Genomic DNA, 21,371 nt, shown 5'->3' on the forward strand with positions numbered 1-21,371 from the left:
GTCCGGCGCAAGCGTTCACCTTACGCCGAACAGGCTCGTGGCACCGGGTGCCGAACCGAGATCTACCGGCGAAGGACCAGCCTGACCAGGAACAAAAGGATCACGGCGCCGGCCAGACAGGTGAAGAAACTGAACCACCAGCCGCCGCTCTCCACATCGACCCCGAAGGCGGAGAGCAGGAAACCACCGAGGAGACCGCCTATGACACCGACCACAATATTGAGCAGAATGCCCTGTTGAGCATCGGTTTTCATGATCTTACTGGCAATCCATCCGGCAATACCGCCGATGATGATCCAGCCGATGATGCCGAGACCGAGCATGAGTTGTTCCTCGCTTCTCTTGTCGGTGTCACGCCGCGGCAGCGGGCGCGTACCGACGCAATACCCGGGCGGACCCTCGATAACCCCGGTGAAATGTCGGCGAAGCGACGCTCCTGTGCGAACATGGAGCTAATATGAGGATGCCTCATGTCTTTGGAATACCCGGAAGCTGTCGCTGACGGCGACCGGGCGAGGAATCCAACTCGAATGCGGGTCCACTCTCACGGCGGCGCCGCCGCAGGTACATAGGAGAAGCACCATGGCTGCTCAGCTCGCCCAGACCACCGGGGCGCAGTACACCGCGATCCTGGGGCTGGGCGTCTACCGTCCGGCGCGCATAGTCACCAACGAGGAAGTAGCCGGCCCGATCGACTCCAGCGACGAGTGGATCCGTACCCGGTCGGGGATCCGCACCCGGCGGTTCGCCGATGAATCCGAAACCATCCATTCGATGAGTGTGGCCGCCTCCCGCGGCGCCCTGGAAGCCGCGGGAATCGCCGGTGACCAGGTCGATTGCGTTATCGTGGCAACTTCCACCCATCTGCTGCTGACCCCGGCCGCCGCGCCGCGCATCGCCACCGAACTGGGTACCGGCGGCGCCGCCGCGTTCGATATCTCGGCCGGTTGCGCCGGGTTCTGTCACGGCCTGGCCATGGCCTCGGATCTGATCCGCGCGGGCACCGCCTCGCATGTGCTGGTGATCGGGGTGGAGAAGCTCAGCGATACGGTGAACCCCGCCGACCGGGGCACCGCCTTCCTGTTCGCCGACGGCGCGGGCGCGGTGGTGGTCGGCCCCGCCACCGAGACGGGTATCGGCCCGACCGTCTGGGGCTCGGACGGCACTCAGCACCGGGCCATTCGCCAGGACAAGGACTGGGTCGAATTCTTCGCCGAAATCGAGGAGAAGGGCACCGACGCCGTTCGCCCCTATCTCGCGATGGAGGGCACCGCGGTGTTCCGCTGGGCGGCGCATTCGCTGGAGAAGGTCTGCCGCGATGCCGTGGACCGGGCCGGACTCTCCACCGACGACCTCGACGCCATGATCCCGCACCAGGCCAACGGGCGGATCATCGAGATCATGGCCCGGGTGCTGAAACTCCCCGAGCGCTGCGCGCTGGCCAACGATATCGAGGAAACCGGTAACACTTCGGCGGCCTCGATACCGCTGGCAATGGAAACGATGCTGCGCACCGGACAGTCGCAACCGGGCGATACCGCGCTGCTGATCGCCTTCGGCGCCGGCCTCTCCTATGCCGCGCAGGTCGTGAAGCTGCCGCCGTTCAGCTCGTCTCGGCCGCTGTCCTGATCTTCGCCAGCGATTCGTTCATCCCACGCACCAGGTTCTCCTCGAAAGCCGGTTCACCACCGAGGACAGCGTTGATCAGTGTGCGGGAGACCCAGGTGGTGCCGTTGGGAACGTCCCGGCGTTCGACCAGCCGGGTGCCCTCCTCGGTGGGTTCGAGGGTGTAGGTCCAGACAGTACGGTTCTGGCTGACCCGGAAGGCCAGGGCACTGTTCTTCTCGTAGCGCAGGATCCGAGAGGTCGTCGGCCAGAACTTCCACCCGTCGCGATTGACATTGATCGTCAGGGTGCCCGCCTTGGGCTTGCCGATGGGGATCATGCGGACACACTGGGGACTGAACTCCGGCATCCGGCTCGGATCGGAGATCACCTCCCACACCCGCTCCGGCGACGCGGCGATATCGATGCTGGCTTCCAAATTCTTCGGCAACATTGCCTCCGGGTAGCTGAGACTCCAAGTATCAGAAAGAGTAGCGATCGGCGACGGCTCGGTCACGTTTTCTCGCGGCGCGTATCGATTCCGCGGTGATGAAAGCAGAATTGATACAGCACGAGATCGGTCGCCCTATCCGGCACTGCAAGCAGGACACACCCAGCGAACATTCAGCTACCTCGAGGTGATGGGCCGTGAACCTTCGCTCGCTTCTACGCCGCCAGAACTCCCCGGGTCTACCTCAGCTCCCGGTCATCGAACCGGACGACACCACCCCGAACGACCGCATAGACGAACGACTGGAACGTCTGCTCACCCCCACCGAACTCGATATGGTGCTCCGGCACCGCGTCTGATTCGCCCGTACAGCGTTACCCCGGCTACCGGAAGACCCCTCCCGCACCACCCGGTACGCTGCTGGACGCGCCGGAGGCTCCGGCGTGACCGAACACCGGGGAATGTGTTATGAAGCGAATCTCAACTGCCCTCGTCGCCGCTGCCGCCACCGCGGCTCTGGTGCTGTCGGGTTGCTCATCGGAAGAGGAACCGGCCGAAGCGTCCGGCCTGCGCAAGAACACCGCCACGGCACAAAAAAGCCCCGAGACCGGAACCGACACCACGGACGAGCCCGCCGCACCCGGCGAAGACTCCGAGGCCGCGGAAGAACCCGCGTCCCCCGCCGAATCCGAAACCGCGCCCGAAGACGCGCCCCTGCCGGACCGCGCCTCCGACACCACCTGCGCCCAGTTCAAGGCACTCGACGAACCGGATCAGCAGGCCCTGGTCGGCCGGATCCTCGCCGAGAACCCGGACAGCGCGTTCGCCGACAACCCCAACGCGGCCCTCGGCACGGCGAAGCTGGTCTGCAACTCCAGCAAGGTGGCCGAGCAGAAGGTCGCGGTGGTCTCGGGAATAGTCATCAACGGGTGATCGGGCTCGCCGGTGCACCGGTGCGCGGGGACTCCGGATCGCGGGGCACCGCCCTGCGGCCCGCCGGTCCGCAGGGCTGAAAGCGACGCCGAAGAGCGTGTGCCCACGCACCGGAGGTACGCCGAATACTATTGATGCGGTGGCTGAATTGGCGTTGACCGTCCGATTGAACCCGTCCGCTGCCGATGCCCGGCGCGGGGTGATCCGGCTTCATCCCGAAGCGCTCACCGCGCTGGGGCTACGCGAGTGGGACGGGATAACCCTTGTCGGGTCGCGGCGGACGGCCGCCGTGGTGGGGCGTGCCCCGGCGGGCACACCGGCCGGAACAGCCCTGCTCGACGATGTGACGCTGTCCAACGCCGGCTTACGCGAGAACGCCACCGTGGTGCTCTCCCCGGCTCTCGTGCACGGAGCCCGGTACATCTCCGTGAGTGGCTCACGGCACGCGACCCAGTCCATTCCGGCGGCGACCCTGCGGCAGGCACTGCTGGGCAAGGTGGTGACCGTCGGAGATACCGTTTCGTTGCTGCCGCGGGAACTGGGGCCGGATATTCCGTCCTCGGCGGCCAGTCAGGCGCTGTCGCGGGCCTTCGGTATCGCCTGGACCTCCGAACTGCTCACGGTGGTCGCGACCGACCCGGCCGGTGGACCGGTCAGTGTGCAGCCGAATTCGGCAGTCGAATGGACCGCCAGCGCCGTGGCGTACGGCGAGCCGGAGCCGGTGCGGGTGAACGGGCACACCGGCCCCGATCGATCCATGGTGCCGAGCCATCTCGATACCGTGGCCGAAACCGATCCGGTCGCCTCGGTACCGGTTTCGGGCACCCCGGCCACCGACGTGCGGATGGAGGATCTGGCCGGCTCCCAGCAGCAGGCCGCCAAGCTCGCCGAATGGTTGAGTCTGGCGCTGGACGAGCCCGAACTGTTGAAGGCGCTGGGCGCCACCCCGCACCTCGGTGTGCTGATCACCGGGCCCGCCGGGGTCGGCAAGGCCACCCTGGCCCGGGCGGTGGCGGCACCGCGCCGGATCATCGAATTGGACGGCCCCTCGGTGGGCGCCGCGGAAAGCGGCGCTCGTCTGCGCAAGGTCGCCGCCGCCGTGGGAGCGGCCGGATCCGGTAAGGGCGGGGTGCTGCTGATCACCGATATCGACGCGCTGCTGCCCGAACCCGCCGAACCGGTGGCCACGCTCATCCTGGACCAGTTGCGGGCGGCGGTGGCGGCGCCGAGTGTGGCGCTACTGGCCACCACCGCACATCCGGCGGCCGTCGATTCCCGGTTGCGCACCCCCGAACTCTGTGACCGGGAGCTCGCACTGGCCCTACCCACCGCGGCGGTGCGGAAGGCACTGCTGGAGCAGCTGCTGCGCAAAGTGCCCACCGGGGAGCTGCGGCTCGAGGAGATAGCTTCGTCCGCACCGGGTTTCGTGGTCGCCGATCTGGCCGCCCTGTGCCGGGAGGCGGCGCTGCGGGCGGCGGCGCGGGCGAGCCGGGAGAACGCCGAGCCCCGGCTCGAACACGAGGATCTACGGGGTGCGCTGGAAGTGATCCGGCCGCTGTCGCGGTCGGGCACCGAGGAACCGGAGATCGGCAGCCTCGGGCTGGATGATGTCGGCGATATGGCCGAAACGAAGCAGGCACTGACCGAGACAGTGCTCTGGCCGCTGCGCCATCCCGATTCGTTCGCCCGGCTGGGCATCGAGCCGCCGCGCGGAGTGCTGCTCTACGGGCCACCGGGCTGCGGTAAGACCTTCCTGGTACGGGCACTGGCGGGCAGCGGTCAGCTCAGCGTGCACACGGTCAAGGGCGCCGAGCTGATGGACAAATGGGTCGGTTCCTCCGAGCGGGCGGTGCGGGAACTGTTCCAGCGGGCCCGGGATTCGGCGCCGTCGCTGATCTTCTTGGACGAGGTCGATGCCTTGGCGCCTCGGCGCGGCCAGAGTTCCGATTCCGGGGTGGGCGACCGCGTGGTCGCCGCGCTGCTCACCGAGCTGGACGGGGTGGAACCACTGCGGGATGTGGTGGTCGTGGGCGCCACCAACCGACCCGAGCTGATCGATCCGGCGCTGCTGCGGCCGGGCCGGCTGGAACGTCTGGTGTTCGTCCCGCCGCCCGACGCCGATGCCCGGGCGGCCATCCTGCGTACGGCGGGCCGCTCGGTTCCCCTGGCCGATTCGGTGAACCTCACCCGGCTCGCCGCCGAACTGGACGGTTACTCCGCCGCCGACTGCGCCGCGCTGTTGCGCGAAGCCGCGCTGGCGGCGATGCGCCGTGACGTGGATGCCGCGGATGTGACGGCCGACGATATCGCTGCCGCGCGCCGGGTGGTGCGCCCGTCGCTGGACCCGGCTCAGATCGAATCGCTGCGCCGGTACGCGCAGGCCCGGGGCTGAACGAGCACTCATTCTCCCCACCGCCACTGACCTGCAAAGACGGCTGTTTTCCGGTAGCCGGGTAAAGGACGCCGCCGACCGATCTGTACGATTGTGCCAGTTCGTGCTCGCATATGATGAGCGCGCTGTACCCCGCCGCCCCGATTCCGACGGAGGTAACGCTTGCTCGCCATCCTGCTCGCACACGCCTTGGCCGCGCTCATCGCGCCGCCCGCCGTGCGAGTAATGGGGCGAAACGCGTTCTACCCGCTGGCGCTGGTCCCGCTCGGCTCACTCGCCTGGGTGAGCGCACGATGGAACGACACCGAGCAGGTCCGGCTGAAGTGGGCGCCGACCATCGACCTGTACTTCGATCTGCGGTTCGACCCGCTCGCGACGGTGATGAGCGCGCTCGTCCTCGGCATCGGAGCCCTGGTCCTGGCCTACTGCGCCCGCTACTTCACCGACGAAGAACCCGAGCTCGGTGCCTTCGCCGCCTATCTGGTCGCCTTCGCCGGCGCCATGTTCGGCCTGGTGACCAGCGACAACATGCTGTTGTTGTTCACCTTCTGGGAGATAACGACCGTACTGTCGTTCCTGCTGGTGGGGCACGATTCCACCAGTACCGCCGGGCGCCGGGCCGCCCTGCAGGCACTCCTGGTCACCGGGGCGGGCGGGCTGGCCATGCTCGCCGGAATCGTGATACTCGGGGAGGCCTACGGCAGCTACCTGCTTTCCGACCTGCTCACCGCCGACAATCCCCCGGGCGGGATCGCGGTGCAGGCCGGCGTGGCGCTGGTACTGGTGGGTGCGCTCAGCAAATCCGCCATCGTGCCGCTGCACTTCTGGCTGCCCGGCGCCATGGCCGCGCCCACTCCCGTGAGCGCGTACCTGCATGCCGCTGCCATGGTCAAGGCAGGTGTCTATCTGATCGCCCGCCTGGCGCCCGCGTTCGCCGGCGAACCGGTCTGGCGACCACTCGTGCTCACGCTCGGACTCGCCTCGATGCTGCTGGCCGGTTTACGCGCCATGCAGGTCACCGACCTCAAACTGGTCCTGGCCTTCGGCACGGTGAGCCAGCTGGGCTTCCTGGTGGTGCTGGTGGGCACCGGCACCCCCGACGCCGCGCTCGCCGGTATCGGCCTGCTCGTCGCGCACGCGCTGTTCAAAGCCTGCCTGTTCCTGGTGGTCGGCATCATCGACCACGGGGCGGGCACACGCGATCTCGGGGAACTGTCCGGCCTCGGCCGCCGCGCGCCGATACTCTTCGGCTCCGCGGCCCTGGCCGCGCTGAGCATGGCCGGTATCCCACCACTGTGGGGTTTCGTGGCCAAGGAGGCCGCGCTGGCCGCCGAACTGGAGGCCCAGCCGTTCAGCCCGATGGGCCGGCTGCTACTCATCGCCGGGCTGGTCCTGGGTTCGATATTGACCGTCGCCTACAGCGCGCGCTTCCTCTGGGGCGCCTTCGCGGACAAACCCGGTGTCCCGATCCGCGACTGGCACGCACCGGGAGTCGCGCTGATCTCCGCACCGGTTCTGCTGGCGCTGGGGTCGCTGGGCGCCGGGATCGCCGCACCCTGGGTGGACGGGCTGCTGACCCCGTATGCGAAGACACTGCCCGGGGAGCTGACCGCGCATCTGCAGCTCTGGCACGGGTTCACCTGGCCGGTGCTGCTCACCGTGGTGATCATCGCCGGCGGTATCGGGCTGTTCGCGGTACGCGACCGGTTCGGCGAATCGGCGAAGCTGCTCGGTAACGCCGACCGCGGCTACGACGCGGCCCTGCGCGCCATGGACCGGCTCTCGCTGCGGATGACCACCGCGGTGCAACGTGGGTCACTGCCGCTGAACCAGGCCATCATCCTGGGTACCCTGGTCATCCTGCCCGCGGTCGTACTGGCGCTCGGCACCCGGACCGGCGTGGAACTACGCCTGTGGGACTCACCGCTGCAACTGGTGATCGGCGCGATCATGATCGCCATGGCGTTGGGGGCCACCGTGCTGCGCAACCGCCTGGCCAGCGTTCTGGTGGTCGGACTCACCGGTTACGGCTGCGGGGTGATCTTCGCCCTGCACGGCGCCCCCGACCTGGCGCTCACCCAATTCCTGGTGGAGACGCTGACCCTGGTGATCTTCGTACTGGTGCTGCGGGCGTTCCCGGCCGAGATCCGCCCGGAGCAGCAGGCCGGGTTCCCGCTCGGCCGGGCCGCCGTCGCCATCGCCGCCGGTATCACGGTGCCGGTGCTGGCGGCGTTCGCGAGCGCGGCACGCAACACCGAACCGATCTGGGAACGTATCCCCGCGGCGGCCTACGAGTTCGGCGGCGGTAAGAACGCGGTGAACGTGCTGCTGGTCGATCTACGCGCCTGGGACACCCTCGGCGAGATATCGGTGCTGGTCGTGGCCGCCACCGGGGTGGCCTCCCTGGTCTTCCGCAGTCGGCGCTTCGGATTGCCGCCGCGCGCCGCCGACGCCCCGAACTACCGTCCGGGCAAGGTGGGCTGGCTGCCCGCGGGACGACTGGTGGACCGGCGCGAACGCTCGATGGTGCTGCAGATCGCGACCCGCCTGGTCTTCCCCACCATCATGGTGCTGTCGGTGTACTTCTTCTTCTCGGGTCACAATGCTCCCGGCGGCGGTTTCGCCGGCGGGTTGCTCGCCGGTCTGGCCCTGGTGCTGCGCTACCTCGCGGGCGGGCAGTACGAGCTGGGTGAAGCGCTACCCGTCGACGCGGGGCATCTGCTCGGCGCCGGGCTGGTACTGGCGGCCGGGACCGCCACCGTATCCCTGCTGCTCGGCGCGCCGCCGCTGTCCTCGGCGATCCTGGAGATCACTCTGCCCCTGCTCGGCCACATCAAGCTGGTGACCTCCCTGTTCTTCGACCTCGGGGTCTACCTGATCGTGCTCGGCCTGGTGCTGGACGTATTGCGCAGCCTCGGGGCGCGCCTGGACGACGAGTTGGTGCAGTCATGAGCGCGAACCTCACCCTCCTGGTAGTCGTCGGGGTGCTGGTGGCGTGCGGGGTGTACCTGCTGCTCGAGCGCACCGTCTCGAAGATGCTGCTCGGCATCCTGCTGTTCGGAAACGCGGTCAATCTCCTCATCCTCACCATGGGCGGACCGGACGGGGCGCCGCCCATCCAGGGCGCGGCCGATACCGTACGCGACACCATGGCCGATCCGCTGGCGCAGGCCCTGGTGCTCACCGCCATCGTCATCACCATGGGTGTTTCGGCCTTCGTGCTCGCCCTGGCCTACCGCTCCTACATGTTGACCACGAGTGAAAAAGTCGAGAACGACCCGGAGGATGTCGGGATCGCCGCGCGCGAGCGGGAGGAACCCGAGCAATGACCCTGTCCCCCGACCTGATCCCCGCCCTCGCCCCGCTCCCGGTCCTCCTGCCGCTGCTGGCGGCCGCGGTGACCTTGATCATGGGCCGCTACCCGCGGATACAGCGGGTAGTGGTGATGGTCGTGCTCACCACCGTGGTGGCGGTATGCGGTGTGCTGCTCTACCTGGCCGACCACGGCAGTACGGTCGCCGTCCAGGTCGGCGGCTGGGAGGCACCGATCGGTATCACCATCGTGGTGGACCGGCTGTCCGCGGCCATGCTGGTGGTTTCGGCGATCGTGCTGCTCGCGGTGGCCGTGTACGGCGCGGGCCAGAACATCAACGACAGCACTGTCAAACAGCCCACCTCGATCTTCTGGCCCACCTACCTGGTCCTCGACGCGGGCGTATCGATGGCGTTCCTGGCCGGTGACCTGTTCAACCTGTTCGTCGGCTTCGAGATCCTGCTGGTCGCCTCGTTCGTCCTGCTCACCCTGGGAGCCACCGCCGAACGTATCCGGGCCGGCGTGTCCTATGTGATGGTCTCGATGGTGTCCTCGCTGATCTTCCTGATCGGCGTGGCGCTGCTCTACGGTGCCACCGGAACACTGAACTTCGCCCAGCTGGCGCTGCGTATGGAGGCGATCCCGGACGGTATCCGGCAAGCGGGATACGCCGTGCTGCTGGTTGCCTTCGGGATCAAGGCCGCGGTCTTCCCGCTGTCGAACTGGCTGCCCGATTCCTATCCCACCGCACCCGCGCCGGTGACCGCGGTGTTCGCCGGTCTGCTCACCAAGGTAGGTGTGTACGCCATCGTCCGCACCCAGACCCTGCTCTTCCCGGAGGGCGGTTTCGGCAACCTCCTGCTGATCGCCGGACTGCTGACCATGCTCATCGGCATATTCGGTGCCATCCCGCAGAACGATATTCGCCGTCTGCTCTCGTTCACCCTGGTCAGCCATATCGGATACATGCTGTTCGGGGTGGGGGTGGCCAGCCTGATCGGGCTGGCGGGCGCGGTGTACTACATCGCGCACCACATCCTGGTGCAGACCACGTTGTTCCTCGTGGCCGGATTGATCGAGCGACAGGCGGGCTCGACCTCACTGCGCCGGGTCGGCGGGCTGGCCGCGGCGAGCCCGCTGCTGGGCGGGTTGTTCCTGATACCCGCGCTGAACCTCGGCGGGATCCCGCCCTTCTCCGGTTTCATCGGGAAGGTGGCCCTACTCCAGGCCGGTACCCAGGACGGAAGTGTGCTGGCCTGGATCCTGGTGGCGGGTTCGGTGGTGACGAGCCTGCTCACCCTGTACGTGATGGCGCGGGTCTGGAGCAAGGCGTTCTGGCGGCCTCGGGAGCAGGCACCGGAGGGCCATCTGGTGGCCGCGGCCCTCCCCACGCTCGTGGAGGACCACACCGACATGCTCTACGACGACCGCAGCGATCCCGGGCGCCTACCGGCCATGATGGTGCTGCCGACGGCCGCACTGGTCGCGGTGGGCGTGGCGTTGACCGTCTGGGCCGGACCGATCCTGGGTATCGCCGACCGGGCCGCGGCAGAACTCCAGGACCGCGGCGTGTACATCAGCGCCGTTCTCGGCGGGGGGCCGCGATGAGTCGGCTACGCACGGTGGTGAGCCGGGACAACGTACTGCGCGTCGGTGTCCTGGTCTGGTTGGCGGTCGTGTGGGTGGCGCTGTGGGGGCAGGTCAGCACCGCCAATGTGCTGGCGGGGCTCGTGGTGGGTCTGGTGATCATGGTGACCCTTCCGCTGCCCTGGATACCGGTCCGCGGCCGGTTGCGGTTGCTGCCGCTACTGAAACTGGCCGTGGTCAGTGTCTACTACGGCCTCGAATCCAGTATTCAGCTCGCATGGCTCGCGCTGCGGCCGGGACCGCCCCCCGTATCCGCTGTGCTACTGGTGCATCTCGGTTTCCGCTCCGATCTGGTGCTGGTGCTGTACACCAATCTGCTGAACCTGTTCCCCGGCACGATGGTGCTGGAAATCGATCGCGAACAGTGCGAGGTCTACGTGCACGTCGTCGATATCAGCGGCGAGGAGGCCGTGGCCAAGTTCTACCGGACCAGCCGGAAGCTGGAGCGGCTGCTGATCGAGACATTCCAGCGCCGCGCCACCCCGCTTCCCCCCACCGAGGAGGTGCCTTCATGAGTGTCGTGGCCGTAGTGGCCGCGGTCCTGCTCGGCGCGGCCGCATTGATCACCGGATATCGCATACTCACCGGCCCGGACACCTTGGACCGGGTCGTCGGGATCGACTCCATTGTCGCGATGGCCATCTGCGGCTTGTCGGTGTGGGCGGCCTACAGTCGCGACACCAGCGTGGTGCCGGCCATCGTCGCACTGGCGCTGGTGGGTTTCCTGGGTTCGGCCGCCGTGACTCGATTCCGGGTTCGGGACGACCGATGAACACCGTACTGAACTGGGTGTCGGGCACCCTGATCATCCTGGGCTCCCTGTTCGCGTTCACCGCGGCCGTGGGCATCGTCCGTTTCCCGGATCCGCTGCTGCGTATGCACTCCGCCACCAAACCGCAGGTGATCGGACTGAACATGGTGCTGGCCGGTACCTGCCTGCGGGTCTACGACGACCCGAACGTTTGGATGCTGGTGCTGGTGGGATTGTTCACCGTGCTCACCGCCCCCGTCATCGCGCATCTGATCGGCCGTACCGCCTATCGGGAACACCTCCACCGCGACGATCTGCTGGTGATCAACGAGCTCGGCGACGAACTCGACGATCGGTCGCGCTGATCCCGGATCAGCGTTCGAGCGCGACTCCGCCGGAGCTGTCCGCGGACGTGCCGGCGATCGCGTCCGGACCGGGTAGTACGCCCGCGGGGACGGTGGCGACCCCTATCGACGTCCCGGCCCGGCGCCGGGCGAACCAGGTGGCGTGAAAACCCGCCGCCACCGCGGCCAGCAGCGCCAGGACGATCGACCCCGCCGCCACCGGATAGTCGGCCATGTACACCGCCAGGTACCGGTAGCCCAGTAGCAGCGTGCCGAACACCAGTGCGCCGCCACCGACCAGCCGCACCCGGAACCAGCCCCACCCACGTTCCGGTTCCCGCAGCGCGGATTCCACGGTGAGGCAGAGCACCGCGCCGGCCACCAGGTCCACGCCGTAGTGGTAGCCGAACCCCAGGGTCGCGGCCAAGGTCCCCAGCAGCCAGAACATCCCGCCCCAGCGCAACCAGCTCGGGGCCAGCGAACCGTCGGCATTACGGCGGGTGTGCAGGAACAGGGCCAGCGCCCACGCGGTATGCATGGACGGCATACAGTTGCGCGGCGCCACCGAACCGAACGGCAGCGCCTCGGGGCTGCGATCCAGAGGTGGTACCACCCCGGGCCAGTAGTTGCCCAACTGGAACCCGGTCCCGTCGACGCCGTAGACGAACATCGGACCGACCACCGGGAACAGCAGATACACCAGCGGGCCCACCAAGCCGAGCACGAGGAAGGTCCGCACCAGATAGTGGCCGGGCCAGTGACCGCCGCCCACGACCCCTCGCAACTGCCAGACGGCCACCACGATCGCGGCCGCGGGCAGCTCGATGTAGACCCAGTGCAGAATCGCGTCGGGCACCGGCCCGAGTGTTTCCAGCACCCGGCCCATCACCCAGGACGGATCCCCGAGCGCGTGGTCCGCCAGCATCACGTACTGGTCGAGCACCTCGGGTTGCGTATCGACGGTGATGTGCAGCCAGACATCGCCGACCTTGGTCGCCAGGATCAGCAGCGCACCCAGCGCGGCGGCCCGGAGCGCGTCGACGCGTTCGACGCCCTCCCACCGGAACCAGGCGATCAGCGCCAATGCGGTAAGCACGAGCACCGGCCCGTTACCGACGGTGAACGGCTCCCCCAGCAGCAGACGCGCACTCGCGTAGCCGATATCGAGGAGTACCGCTGCCCCCACCGCGATCACTCGGCGGCGGGCGGAGATACCGACCAGCGCCAGCACCAGGCCGGCCCAGGGCACCGTCATGGACTTGGGCGTGCCGAGATAATCGCGGTACAGGCTCTCCAGCGGACCTTCGTAGCCCCGCCACAGCGCCACACCCTGCAACACCAGCAGCAATACCGGAACCGCGGCCACAGCGAGCACCCGAATCCCCCGTTGCGGCACGAGTTCACGCGCCACGGCTCCAGCTCCCATATTCGGGTTTTCGACTAGCACCCGCCTATCGTAAACGGGGCGTGAACGCCAGGGCTGTGGCCTGTTGAACAGCGAGGAACCGGCTCGGTTACTGCTTCAGCTCGTGTACCAGCGCGTCCACCACGGCCACCAGATCCCCCTGGGCGGCCGCGGCCACCTGCCGCTGCCGCTGATAATTCGCGCCGCGCCGGGGAATTTCGGCCACCTGAGCGAGCTCGTCGGCGCAACCCAGCCGCCGCGCCGTCGGTTCGAGCCGGGTGAGCAGATCATCGAGATCCTCGGTCACCAGGCGTTCCCGGTTGTCCGAGTCCACGATCACGATCGCGTCCAGACCGTAACGCGCTGCCCGCCATTTGTTCTCCTGCACATGCCAGGGCGGCAGGGTGGGCAGGTCCTCGCCACGTTCCACCCGCTCGTCCAGATGTACGACGAGGCTGTGGATGAAAGCGGCCAGCGCGGCCAATTCGGCGCGGTTGGAGATCCCGTCACAGATGCGGACCTCGATGGTGCCCCATTTGGGGGCCGGCCGGATATCCCAGTGCATTCCGCCGAGCTGTTCGAACACACCGGTTTTCATCTCGTCGTGCACATAACGCTCGAACTGACCCCAGTTCTCGAACTGGAACGGCAGCCCCGCGGTGGGCAACTGCTGGAACATCAGTGCGCGATTGCTGGCATAACCGGTATCCGAACCCGACCACATCGGCGAAGACGCGGACAGCGCCAGCAGATGCGGGTAGGACAGCAGCATGGCGTTCAGGATCGGGAAAACCTTCTCCCGATGGGAAACACCGACATGCACGTGCACACCCCAGATCAGCATCTGCCGACCCCACCACTGGGTGCGTTCGATCAGTTCGTCGTAATGCTCGGAGCGGGTGAGCTGTTGTGTGGACCACTGCGCGAACGGATGAGTGCCCGCACAGAACAGGTCCACCCCGAGTCCGTCGGCGGCCCGCCGCAATGTGTTCATGGTGCCGGACAGATCCGCCACCGCGTCCGCGACGGTTTCGTGCACCCCCGTGACCAATTCCACGGTATTGCGCAGCAGTTCCTTGGTCACCTGCGGGGTGCCGTCGTGAGCGCGCAACTCACCGACGGCATCGAAGACGGCGGCCGCGGTATTGGACAGATCGCGGCTCGTCTTGTCGACGAGCGCGATCTCCCATTCGATGCCGATGGTCGGCCGGGGTGACCCACGGAACGACACCGGCTCGATCCGCGCCCCACCCATATCGCCTCCGTAGTGCTTCGATAACTAGCCGATGAGGCCGCAGGCGACGCGGCCACCCGCGTCCCCGGTGCTCATCGTCGTCTGATCCGGACCGGTACCACCTTCGCGGCTGTAACGACCGGGGATGTTGGCGAAGTTGTCGGAGCCCGCGTGAATGATCAGCGCCTTGCCCTCGATATCGCTCATACTCACCTTGTCGGTGGTGGTCACCAGATAGCCGTGGCCGTCCTCACGCACCTGCAACGAGGTCAGGTCGCCACTGGCCGGATGACCCGTCGCGCCGCCGACCTGCAGATGCCCGCCCGCGGACAGGAAATCACCGGGCGCCCCACCGTTGGGCGCGGTCGAATTCGCCTCGCACTTCCCCTCCTGATGGATATGCAGGCCGTGGAAGCCGGGGGTCAGGCCGGTGGCGTCGACGGTGACGCGCAGATGGTTACCCTCCTCGGCGAAATCAGCGGTGCCGACGGTGGCGCCGCTCGGCGACTTCAACTCGACCCGGGTACCGGAACCGGCGGGAGTGTCCTGCTCCGTACCGTGCCCGCCGTGCTCCTCCCCACCACCGGCCGGTGCCGGCGAGGAGGTCCACACCGGCGGCGTCGTCCCCGTCACGTCGCTGGACTCCTGGCTGTTCGTGCAGGCAACGAGGCCGAAAGCCGCGACAGCCAGCACCGGTGTCACGGTCCGCCAAGACGGACGACGAGAGGTGGACGGTGCCATCAGGGAACTCCTTTACGAGTACCGAGTTTACGGATAGAGCGTTTCGTCAACGATCATTCGACGCACACGATGATGCCACGCCCGCCGCATCGCTCCGGGACACCCCCGACCTCCGGCAACCCCGGTTCACCGGCCGGTCACCACTACCACGACCCCGGACCCGCTACCCAGACCGGGAATCATGGGCGCGGTGGTGGCGCCGATATCGGCGGCCACCGCGGCGGCCGTCTCCTGATCGCCCGGGGCATCGCCGTAGTACACGGTGGTGGCCGCCAGCGTGCTGGCGGCGTAGTTACCGGTGGAGGTATTGGTCCAGCCGCGGGCGACGAGTTCGCTCGCGGTCGTGGCCGCCAGGCCGGCGACCATACTGTTGTTGAGCACCCGGATCGGCGCCGACCGGTCGACCTCACCGTCGGCCGCTGCCGTGGTGGGGGCGGTCGACGTGGCGGCGCTCGTGGATTGCGCCGCCGCGCTGGTGGGCGCCGCCGCACTGGTACCGGCGCGCGGGGCGGCGAGCACGGTGGTCGTGGCGGCGGTGGTGGTGTTCCCGGCCCCCTCGGCGTTATCGGAAGACCCGGAATCCGCACTCGACAGCGACATCGCGCCCAGACCGGCGAAAACGATCGACAGGGCGATCAGAACCATTGCCGTCGCACGCAGCGGCAGTCCACCGGAGCCAGGGTTGGAATTGCTCACCCGCCCGAGCCTAGCGCCTGAACTGTCCCGCTGTGTTCATTGGCGCCGCGGCTGTGTTCGTTTCGCGGCGCCTGCGGCGCCGCGGGTCGGGGCCCTCGGGACCCCGGGTCGGGGCGGCCTCGACCACGTAGGCCGGTAGGTGGAGATGGATGTGCCGCGGCGCGGAGGGCCCACCGGGCCCATCGAGACCTGGTTATACCTGGAAGCCGAGGCGGCGGGCGGCGCGTGATTTCTGCCGGCTGGCCCGCAGTCTGCGCAGGCGTTTCACCAGCATGGGATCCGCGGCCAGCGCTTCCGGCCGGTCGATGAGTGTATTGAGCACCTGGTAGTAGCGCGTCGGTGACAGGGCGAACAGTTCGCGGATGGCCTCTTCTTTGGCGCCCGCGTATTTCCACCACTGCCGCTCGAAGGCCAGGATCTCGTGTTCGCGGCGACTGAGACCGCTGTCCGGATCGTAGGCCGATTCGGGGTCCGTGTTCGCTGTATTGGCCGGAGGACCGCCCTGAGTTGCGGAAAGATCCCGCGCTGCTGCGCCGTCCATCTTGCTCCTCGCCGAGTTACCACTGGACGCGACCGCCGTATCGCCGACCCGGTCCGCCACCGTGTTACTGCCTTGCGATATTCAACCACGCCGTAGGGACAACCGCTGCGGCGTCCGCCCGGCGTGTCCGGTACGCAAGTACCAGAAAATGCCGCGGATCCCGCACCACCTGCCCGGAAGACGGCGCGCCGGCCCGCACACCAGACCCTTTTCACGCCCCCGGCAGCCCCCCAATAAGCTCGTACGCATGTCAATCCTGCCCATCGTGATCGTCGGCGATCCCGTACTGCACCGCCCCACCGAGCCGGTCACGGAATCACCGGCGGAACTGGCCGGGCTGATCACGGATATGTACCAGACGCTGGACGCCGCCCGCGGTGTCGGATTGGCCGCCAACCAGGTCGGAGTGTCCAAACGGCTCTTCGTCTACGACTGCCCGGATCAGGCGGCCGACGGCACGGTGGTACGCCGGCGCGGAGCCGTGATCAATCCGGTCCTGGAGACCTCGCGGATACCGGAAACCATGCCGGATCCCGATGACGACGACGAGGGCTGCCTCTCGGTGCCCGGTGAACAGTTCCCCACCGGCCGCGCCGACTGGGCGAAGGTCACCGGCACCGATGAGCACGGCGAGCCGGTCACCATAGAAGGCACCGGTTTCTTCGCGCGCATGCTGCAGCACGAGGTCGGCCACCTGGACGGGCACCTCTATATCGACGTGCTGATCGGCCGCCACGCCCGGGCGGCGAAGAAGGCCGTCAAACGTAACGGCTGGGGAGCGCCGGGCCTGAGCTGGCTTCCCGGCAGCGTCCCGGACCCCTTCGGCCATGACGACTGAACCCCCGGAAACCGGAAAAGACGCCGCGGCAACGCCTGTCACGCCGGGCGAGCGGGTGGTGGTGCGTTACCGGCTGCCCGAGGGCAGCGAACCGCCGCTCACCGATGTGATCGGCGAGGTGGTGGAGACGAACCCGCTGACCGTCCTGGCCGCCGATGGTCATCCGGTGATGATCCCGCAGAGCCGGGTGGTCGCCCTGAAATCGCTCACCCCCAGGCCGATCCGCACCTCGGAGATCCGCGCATTGGAAACCGCGGCGGCCTTCGGCTGGCCCGGTACGGAGTACGCCTGGATCGACGGTTGGCTGCTGCGCGCGGGGCACGGGTACACCCGCCGCGCCAATTCCGCGGTCCCGGTAGGTGATTCGAGCGGGCCGGCCCGCGTCACCGCGGATACCCTGCAGCGGATCGGAGCCTGGTACACGGCCCACGGGCTACCGTTGCAGCTCGCCCTGCCGGACCGGCTCGCCACCGTACCGCCGGGATGGAACAGCTGGGGCGAGACCCGGGTGCTCGGTATCGATATCGACAATTTCGTGCTCCCGCCGGGCCCCTCCATGGTGCGTATCGCCCCCGAACCCGATATCGCCTGGCTGGAGATCCACCGCTACCGCGGTGAGGAACCCAGCGGCCACACCGCGACCGTACCGCTGCCCGAGGTGCTTTCCGCGGTACACGAGGGGCAACTGGGTTTCGCGTCGCTCGGTCTGCCGGATCCGATCGCCATCGCCCGGGGCGCGCTCACCAGCGCACCGGACGGGCGGCGCTGGGTCGGGCTGACCTGTGTCGCGGTTCTGGCCGCTCACCGCCGGCACGGCCTGGCCGCCCTGGTCTGCGGTGAATTGCTGCGCTGGGGTCGCGACCGCGGTGCCACCCATGCCTATGTCCAGGTCGAGGCCGGTAACGTGGAGGCACTGGAACTCTTCGGCGAACTCGGTTTCCTGGATCATCACAGTTACCGCTATGCCGTCCCCGGCGGTTCCGCGACCCACTGACACCTCGGCACCCATAGGAAGTCCCTTGCGTCTGGCCACGTGGAATGTCAATTCGATCCGCTCCCGGCAGGACCGGGTGCTGGCCTGGCTGGATCGCCGGGATATCGACGTCCTGGCGATACAGGAGACCAAATGCCGCGACGACCAGTTCCCCTTCGAACGGTTCACCGAGGCCGGCTACGAGGTCGCCCATGTGGGGTTGAACCAGTGGAACGGTGTGGCGATCGTCTCGCGGGTCGGCCTGGAGGATGTGGAGATCGGCTTCCCGGGTCAGCCCGGATTCGATCGCGATGCCGCCGATACGCTCATCGCCTCGCCGACCGTGGAGGCGCGCGCGGTGGGCGCGACCTGCGGCGGAGTCCGTGTATGGAGCCTGTACGTGCCCAACGGCCGCAGCCTGACCGATCCGCACTACACCTACAAGCTGGAGTGGCTGGCCGCGCTGCGCGATAACGCGGCCCGCTGGCTCGCCGCGGATCCCGCGAGCCGGACCGCGCTCGTCGGAGACTGGAATATCGCCCCCACCGACGACGATGTGTGGTCCCCGGAGTTCTTCGCCGGGAAAACGCATATCTCGCAGCCGGAACGGGACGCCTTCACCGCGATCACCGATACCGGGTTCACCGATGTGATGCGACCCTTCGCCCCCGGCCCCGGCGTCTACACCTATTGGGACTACACCCAGCTGCGCTTTCCACGTAAGGAAGGGATGCGGATCGACTTCGTCCTCGCCTCCCCCGCTCTGGCCGCCACCATCGTCGACGCCGGTGTCGACCGGGAGGAACGCAAGGGCAAGGGCGCCAGCGATCACGCCCCGGTGATCGCCGAATTCACCGGCTGAGCCCGGCCTACATCCACTCCGCGAGCGAGTCGGTGGCCAGGATGACGCCCAGCGGCTCCGGGATTTCCAGGTCCGTGCCGAACGGTACCGTTTCCTTTGTGCCGTAGCGCCCGTCCTCGGGCTCGCTGAACACGTTCACCTCGCCGGCGCCACGGTCGATCATGAGGTAGAGCGGGATACCGGTCGCCGCGTACAGGAACGGTTTGTCGAGCCGGTCCCGGAGTTCGGTGTGCTGTGCCCGGGAGGTGATCTCGATGGTCATGAACACCGGCTGTGGATCCGACCATTCGCCTTCCCCGGCGAATGCCGAGGCGGGCGCGAGAATGGCGTCCGGGCGCACCCGGCTGCCCCCGCCGCGGCCCGCGCGCAGACCACGGTCGGCGAAGAGCCAGAGTTCCGACCGGCGCGGTACCAGGAAACGAGCGAGCCACTGGACGACCCGGGCGTGGTTCGCGTCGGGTCGCGCTTTCGCGGCCAGCAGGCCGTTCAGGTATTCGAGCCGCAGCCCTTCGGAAATACGCTGGGCCGACCGATCGAGTTCCTCGAACTCGTCGACGGTCATCAGCGATCCATGCGAGAGGGTCACCGTTAGACCCTATCGCCACGGCCGGCCGGAACCGTACCGAACACCCGGCCGGGCCGTCGGAACGTCACGGCCGCACCGGCGATATCCGCGGTCTCCGGATCGCGGCGGGCTCGGGCGGGTATGGTCGGCGGCGGAAAAATTCATATGCCAACGGGGGCTCGCACCAGCGGGCTGAGAGGACGGCTAGCCCCATCCGGGGCGCTCAGGGCTGTCGACCGTATGAACCTGACCGGATAATGCCGGCGTAGGGAGGAACAATGACGACCGCACCTGTCGATTCCGTGACCACCGGTCCGATCGAGGGCAGCGTCAAGCACTATCGGGACGTGGACGGTCTGCGCATTCCGGTGCGCCGGATCAATCTGACCAACGGCGAGCATTTCGATGTGTACGACACCTCCGGGCCGTACACCGACGAGAACGCCACGATCGATCTGCAGGCGGGTCTTCCCGCACTCCGGGACAGCTGGGACAAACCCGATATCGCGGGTCCCCGGACTCAGCTGGCCTGGGCGCGGGCCGGGATCGTCACCGCGGAGATGCGTTTCGTTGCCGCCCGGGAGGGTGTTTCGCCGGAGTCGGTGCGCGCGGAGGTCGCCGCCGGGCGCGCGGTGATTCCCGCTAATCACCGGCATCCCGAGCTCGAACCGACCATCATCGGCAAGAAGTTCCTGGTGAAGATCAACGCCAATATCGGTAACTCGGCGGTTTCCTCCTCGATCGCCGAGGAGGTCGAGAAGATGGTGTGGGCCACCCGCTGGGGTGCCGACACCATCATGGATCTGTCCACCGGCAAGAACATCCACGAAACCCGCGAGTGGATACTGCGCAATTCCCCCGTCCCGGTGGGCACCGTGCCGATCTATCAGGCGCTGGAGAAATGCAACGGCGATCCGGCCGCGCTCACCTGGGAGATCTACCGGGACACGGTGATAGAGCAGTGCGAGCAGGGCGTCGACTATATGACGGTGCACGCCGGGGTACTGCTGCGCTATGTGCCGCTGACCGCGAAGCGGGTCACCGGCATCGTCTCGCGCGGTGGATCGATCATGGCCGCGTGGTGTCTGGCCCATCACCGGGAATCGTTCCTCTACACCCATTTCGAGGAACTGTGCGAGATCCTGGCCCGCTACGACGTGACGTTCTCCCTCGGCGACGGCCTGCGGCCCGGGTCGATCGCCGATGCCAACGACGAAGCGCAGTTCGCCGAGCTCCGCACGCTGGGCGAGTTGACCCGGATCGCGAAATCGCACGGTGTGCAGGTGATGATCGAGGGCCCGGGCCATGTGCCGATGCACAAGATCGTGGAGAACGTGCGGTTGGAGGAGGAGCTGTGCGAGGAGGCCCCCTTCTACACTCTCGGCCCGCTGGCCACCGATATCGCGCCCGCCTACGACCACATCACCTCGGCCATCGGCGCGGCGGTCATCGCGCAGGCCGGCACCGCCATGCTGTGCTATGTCACGCCGAAGGAGCACCTCGGGCTGCCGAACCGCGATGATGTGAAAACGGGCGTCATCACCTACAAGATCGCCGCCCACGCCGCCGATCTGGCCAAGGGCCATCCGCACGCGCAGCAGCGTGACGACGCGCTGTCCAAGGCCCGGTTCGAGTTCCGCTGGCGCGATCAGTTCGCGCTATCGCTGGACCCCGACACGGCGCGGGAGTACCACGACGAGACGATGCCCGCGGAACCGGCGAAGACAGCGCATTTCTGCTCGATGTGCGGACCGAAATTCTGTTCCATGCGGATCTCGGCGGATGTCCGCGAATACGCCGAGCGCAACAACCTGACCGACGCGGCGGCCATCGAGGCCGGAATGGCGGAGAAGTCCGCCGAATTCGCCGCGACCGGTAAACGGGTGTACCTGCCGCTCACCACCTGATCGGAGGGCGGAGGGCGCCGAGCCCGTTGCGACGCCACCCAGGGTGGGGATGTCTGTCGACTCGTGTGCGGTTCGCGGCTTTCAGCTGTCAACCCTGTCGATGGTCATATCGGATGGGTGGCCGTTCGGCCGATGTGGTGTGTGGTCGCCACCCTTAACGTCGTTCGTCATGC

At 67.7% G+C, this 21,371-nt stretch carries 22 protein-coding genes; 14 read left to right on the forward strand and 8 right to left on the reverse strand.

All coding sequences use genetic code 11. The annotated features are described in order from the left end of the window. Positions 1 to 62: 62 nt before the first annotated feature. Positions 63 to 323 (reverse strand): GlsB/YeaQ/YmgE family stress response membrane protein, encoded by a 261-nt coding sequence (locus ACYR7D_RS04025; protein WP_459548281.1) that lies wholly within the window; start codon positions 321 to 323, stop codon positions 63 to 65. Positions 324 to 582: 259 nt separating this feature from the next. Here ACYR7D_RS04025 and ACYR7D_RS04030 point away from each other — a divergent pair, with 259 nt between their 5' ends. After that, positions 583 to 1,629, forward strand: coding sequence for a beta-ketoacyl-ACP synthase III (locus tag ACYR7D_RS04030; RefSeq protein WP_459548282.1), 1,047 nt, complete (start codon positions 583 to 585; stop codon positions 1,627 to 1,629). Here the strand turns inward: ACYR7D_RS04030 and ACYR7D_RS04035 are convergent. Next, positions 1,604 to 2,056: an SRPBCC family protein gene (locus ACYR7D_RS04035; protein ID WP_459550005.1), complete on the reverse strand. Its 453-nt coding sequence runs from the start codon at positions 2,054 to 2,056 to the stop codon at positions 1,604 to 1,606. The two genes, ACYR7D_RS04030 and ACYR7D_RS04035, sit on opposite strands and share 26 nt — an antisense overlap. 197 nt (positions 2,057 to 2,253) lie before the next feature. On the opposite strand from ACYR7D_RS04035, the gene ACYR7D_RS04040 reads away from it, so the two are divergent. From ACYR7D_RS04040 to mnhG, 9 genes are all read left to right on the forward strand, one after another. Beyond that, positions 2,254 to 2,415, forward strand: a complete 162-nt coding sequence (locus ACYR7D_RS04040; RefSeq protein ID WP_459548283.1) for a hypothetical protein — start codon at positions 2,254 to 2,256, stop codon at positions 2,413 to 2,415. Positions 2,416 to 2,524: 109 nt separating this feature from the next. Beyond that, positions 2,525 to 2,989, forward strand: a complete 465-nt coding sequence (locus ACYR7D_RS04045; protein WP_459548284.1) for a hypothetical protein — start codon at positions 2,525 to 2,527, stop codon at positions 2,987 to 2,989. 139 nt (positions 2,990 to 3,128) lie between these two features. Beyond that, the gene (locus ACYR7D_RS04050) at positions 3,129 to 5,381 is read left to right on the forward strand and encodes an AAA family ATPase (RefSeq protein WP_459548285.1); all 2,253 of its coding nucleotides are present in this window, start codon (positions 3,129 to 3,131) and stop codon (positions 5,379 to 5,381) included. A gap of 162 nt (positions 5,382 to 5,543) precedes the next feature. Further along, a complete protein-coding gene (locus ACYR7D_RS04055) occupies positions 5,544 to 8,333 on the forward strand; it encodes a Na+/H+ antiporter subunit A (protein ID WP_459548286.1) in 2,790 nt (929 codons plus the stop codon). Beyond that, positions 8,330 to 8,710, forward strand: coding sequence for a Na(+)/H(+) antiporter subunit C (locus tag ACYR7D_RS04060; protein ID WP_459548287.1), 381 nt, complete (start codon positions 8,330 to 8,332; stop codon positions 8,708 to 8,710). Before ACYR7D_RS04055 ends, ACYR7D_RS04060 begins: the two co-directional genes overlap by 4 nt. Continuing rightward, positions 8,707 to 10,302, forward strand: coding sequence for a Na+/H+ antiporter subunit D (locus tag ACYR7D_RS04065; RefSeq protein WP_459548288.1), 1,596 nt, complete (start codon positions 8,707 to 8,709; stop codon positions 10,300 to 10,302). The genes ACYR7D_RS04060 and ACYR7D_RS04065 overlap by 4 nt, the downstream gene beginning before the upstream one ends. Next, positions 10,299 to 10,856 (forward strand): Na+/H+ antiporter subunit E, encoded by a 558-nt coding sequence (locus tag ACYR7D_RS04070; protein WP_459548289.1) that lies wholly within the window; start codon positions 10,299 to 10,301, stop codon positions 10,854 to 10,856. Before ACYR7D_RS04065 ends, ACYR7D_RS04070 begins: the two co-directional genes overlap by 4 nt. Next, on the forward strand, positions 10,853 to 11,113 hold the full coding sequence (locus ACYR7D_RS04075) for a monovalent cation/H+ antiporter complex subunit F (protein ID WP_459548290.1): 261 nt from the start codon (positions 10,853 to 10,855) through the stop codon (positions 11,111 to 11,113). The genes ACYR7D_RS04070 and ACYR7D_RS04075 overlap by 4 nt, the downstream gene beginning before the upstream one ends. Further along, a complete protein-coding gene (gene mnhG, locus ACYR7D_RS04080) occupies positions 11,110 to 11,457 on the forward strand; it encodes a monovalent cation/H(+) antiporter subunit G (RefSeq protein WP_459548291.1) in 348 nt (115 codons plus the stop codon). Before ACYR7D_RS04075 ends, mnhG begins: the two co-directional genes overlap by 4 nt. 7 nt (positions 11,458 to 11,464) lie before the next feature. Here the strand turns inward: mnhG and ACYR7D_RS04085 are convergent, their stop codons facing one another. The 5 genes from ACYR7D_RS04085 to ACYR7D_RS04105 all read right to left on the reverse strand — a co-directional run bounded on the left by ACYR7D_RS04085 (position 11,465) and on the right by ACYR7D_RS04105 (position 16,053). Further along, positions 11,465 to 12,862 (reverse strand): DUF5933 domain-containing protein, encoded by a 1,398-nt coding sequence (locus ACYR7D_RS04085; protein ID WP_459548292.1) that lies wholly within the window; start codon positions 12,860 to 12,862, stop codon positions 11,465 to 11,467. 88 nt (positions 12,863 to 12,950) lie between these two features. Next, positions 12,951 to 14,096 (reverse strand): glutamate--cysteine ligase, encoded by a 1,146-nt coding sequence (locus ACYR7D_RS04090; protein ID WP_459548293.1) that lies wholly within the window; start codon positions 14,094 to 14,096, stop codon positions 12,951 to 12,953. 24 nt (positions 14,097 to 14,120) lie between these two features. After that, positions 14,121 to 14,816, reverse strand: coding sequence for a superoxide dismutase[Cu-Zn] (sodC, locus tag ACYR7D_RS04095; RefSeq protein WP_459548294.1), 696 nt, complete (start codon positions 14,814 to 14,816; stop codon positions 14,121 to 14,123). Between the two features lie 126 nt (positions 14,817 to 14,942). After that, positions 14,943 to 15,512, reverse strand: coding sequence for a LytR C-terminal domain-containing protein (locus ACYR7D_RS04100; protein WP_459548295.1), 570 nt, complete (start codon positions 15,510 to 15,512; stop codon positions 14,943 to 14,945). 193 nt (positions 15,513 to 15,705) lie between these two features. Then, complete coding sequence (locus ACYR7D_RS04105) at positions 15,706 to 16,053, reverse strand: DUF3263 domain-containing protein (protein ID WP_459548296.1); 348 nt, start codon at positions 16,051 to 16,053, stop codon at positions 15,706 to 15,708. Positions 16,054 to 16,300: 247 nt separating this feature from the next. Here ACYR7D_RS04105 and ACYR7D_RS04110 point away from each other — a divergent pair, with 247 nt between their 5' ends. The 3 genes from ACYR7D_RS04110 to ACYR7D_RS04120 are packed head-to-tail and all read left to right on the forward strand — an operon-like array spanning position 16,301 to position 18,726. Then, positions 16,301 to 16,891: a peptide deformylase gene (locus ACYR7D_RS04110; protein ID WP_459548297.1), complete on the forward strand. Its 591-nt coding sequence runs from the start codon at positions 16,301 to 16,303 to the stop codon at positions 16,889 to 16,891. Next, positions 16,881 to 17,885, forward strand: coding sequence for an N-acetylglutamate synthase, CG3035 family (locus tag ACYR7D_RS04115; protein WP_459548298.1), 1,005 nt, complete (start codon positions 16,881 to 16,883; stop codon positions 17,883 to 17,885). The genes ACYR7D_RS04110 and ACYR7D_RS04115 overlap by 11 nt, the downstream gene beginning before the upstream one ends. A 25-nt stretch (positions 17,886 to 17,910) precedes the next feature. Next, positions 17,911 to 18,726 carry an exodeoxyribonuclease III gene (locus tag ACYR7D_RS04120; protein WP_459548299.1) on the forward strand — a complete coding sequence of 272 codons (816 nt, stop codon included), beginning with the start codon at positions 17,911 to 17,913 and terminating at the stop codon, positions 18,724 to 18,726. Positions 18,727 to 18,733: 7 nt separating this feature from the next. Here the strand turns inward: ACYR7D_RS04120 and ACYR7D_RS04125 are convergent, their stop codons facing one another. After that, entirely contained in the window at positions 18,734 to 19,312 is a 579-nt protein-coding gene (locus ACYR7D_RS04125) for a Uma2 family endonuclease (protein ID WP_459548300.1), read from the reverse strand. 257 nt (positions 19,313 to 19,569) lie between these two features. On the opposite strand from ACYR7D_RS04125, the gene thiC reads away from it, so the two are divergent. Continuing rightward, complete coding sequence (gene thiC, locus ACYR7D_RS04130) at positions 19,570 to 21,198, forward strand: phosphomethylpyrimidine synthase ThiC (RefSeq protein ID WP_459548301.1); 1,629 nt, start codon at positions 19,570 to 19,572, stop codon at positions 21,196 to 21,198. Positions 21,199 to 21,371 lie beyond the last annotated feature (173 nt).

The organism is Nocardia sp. X0981, from assembly GCF_977089955.1.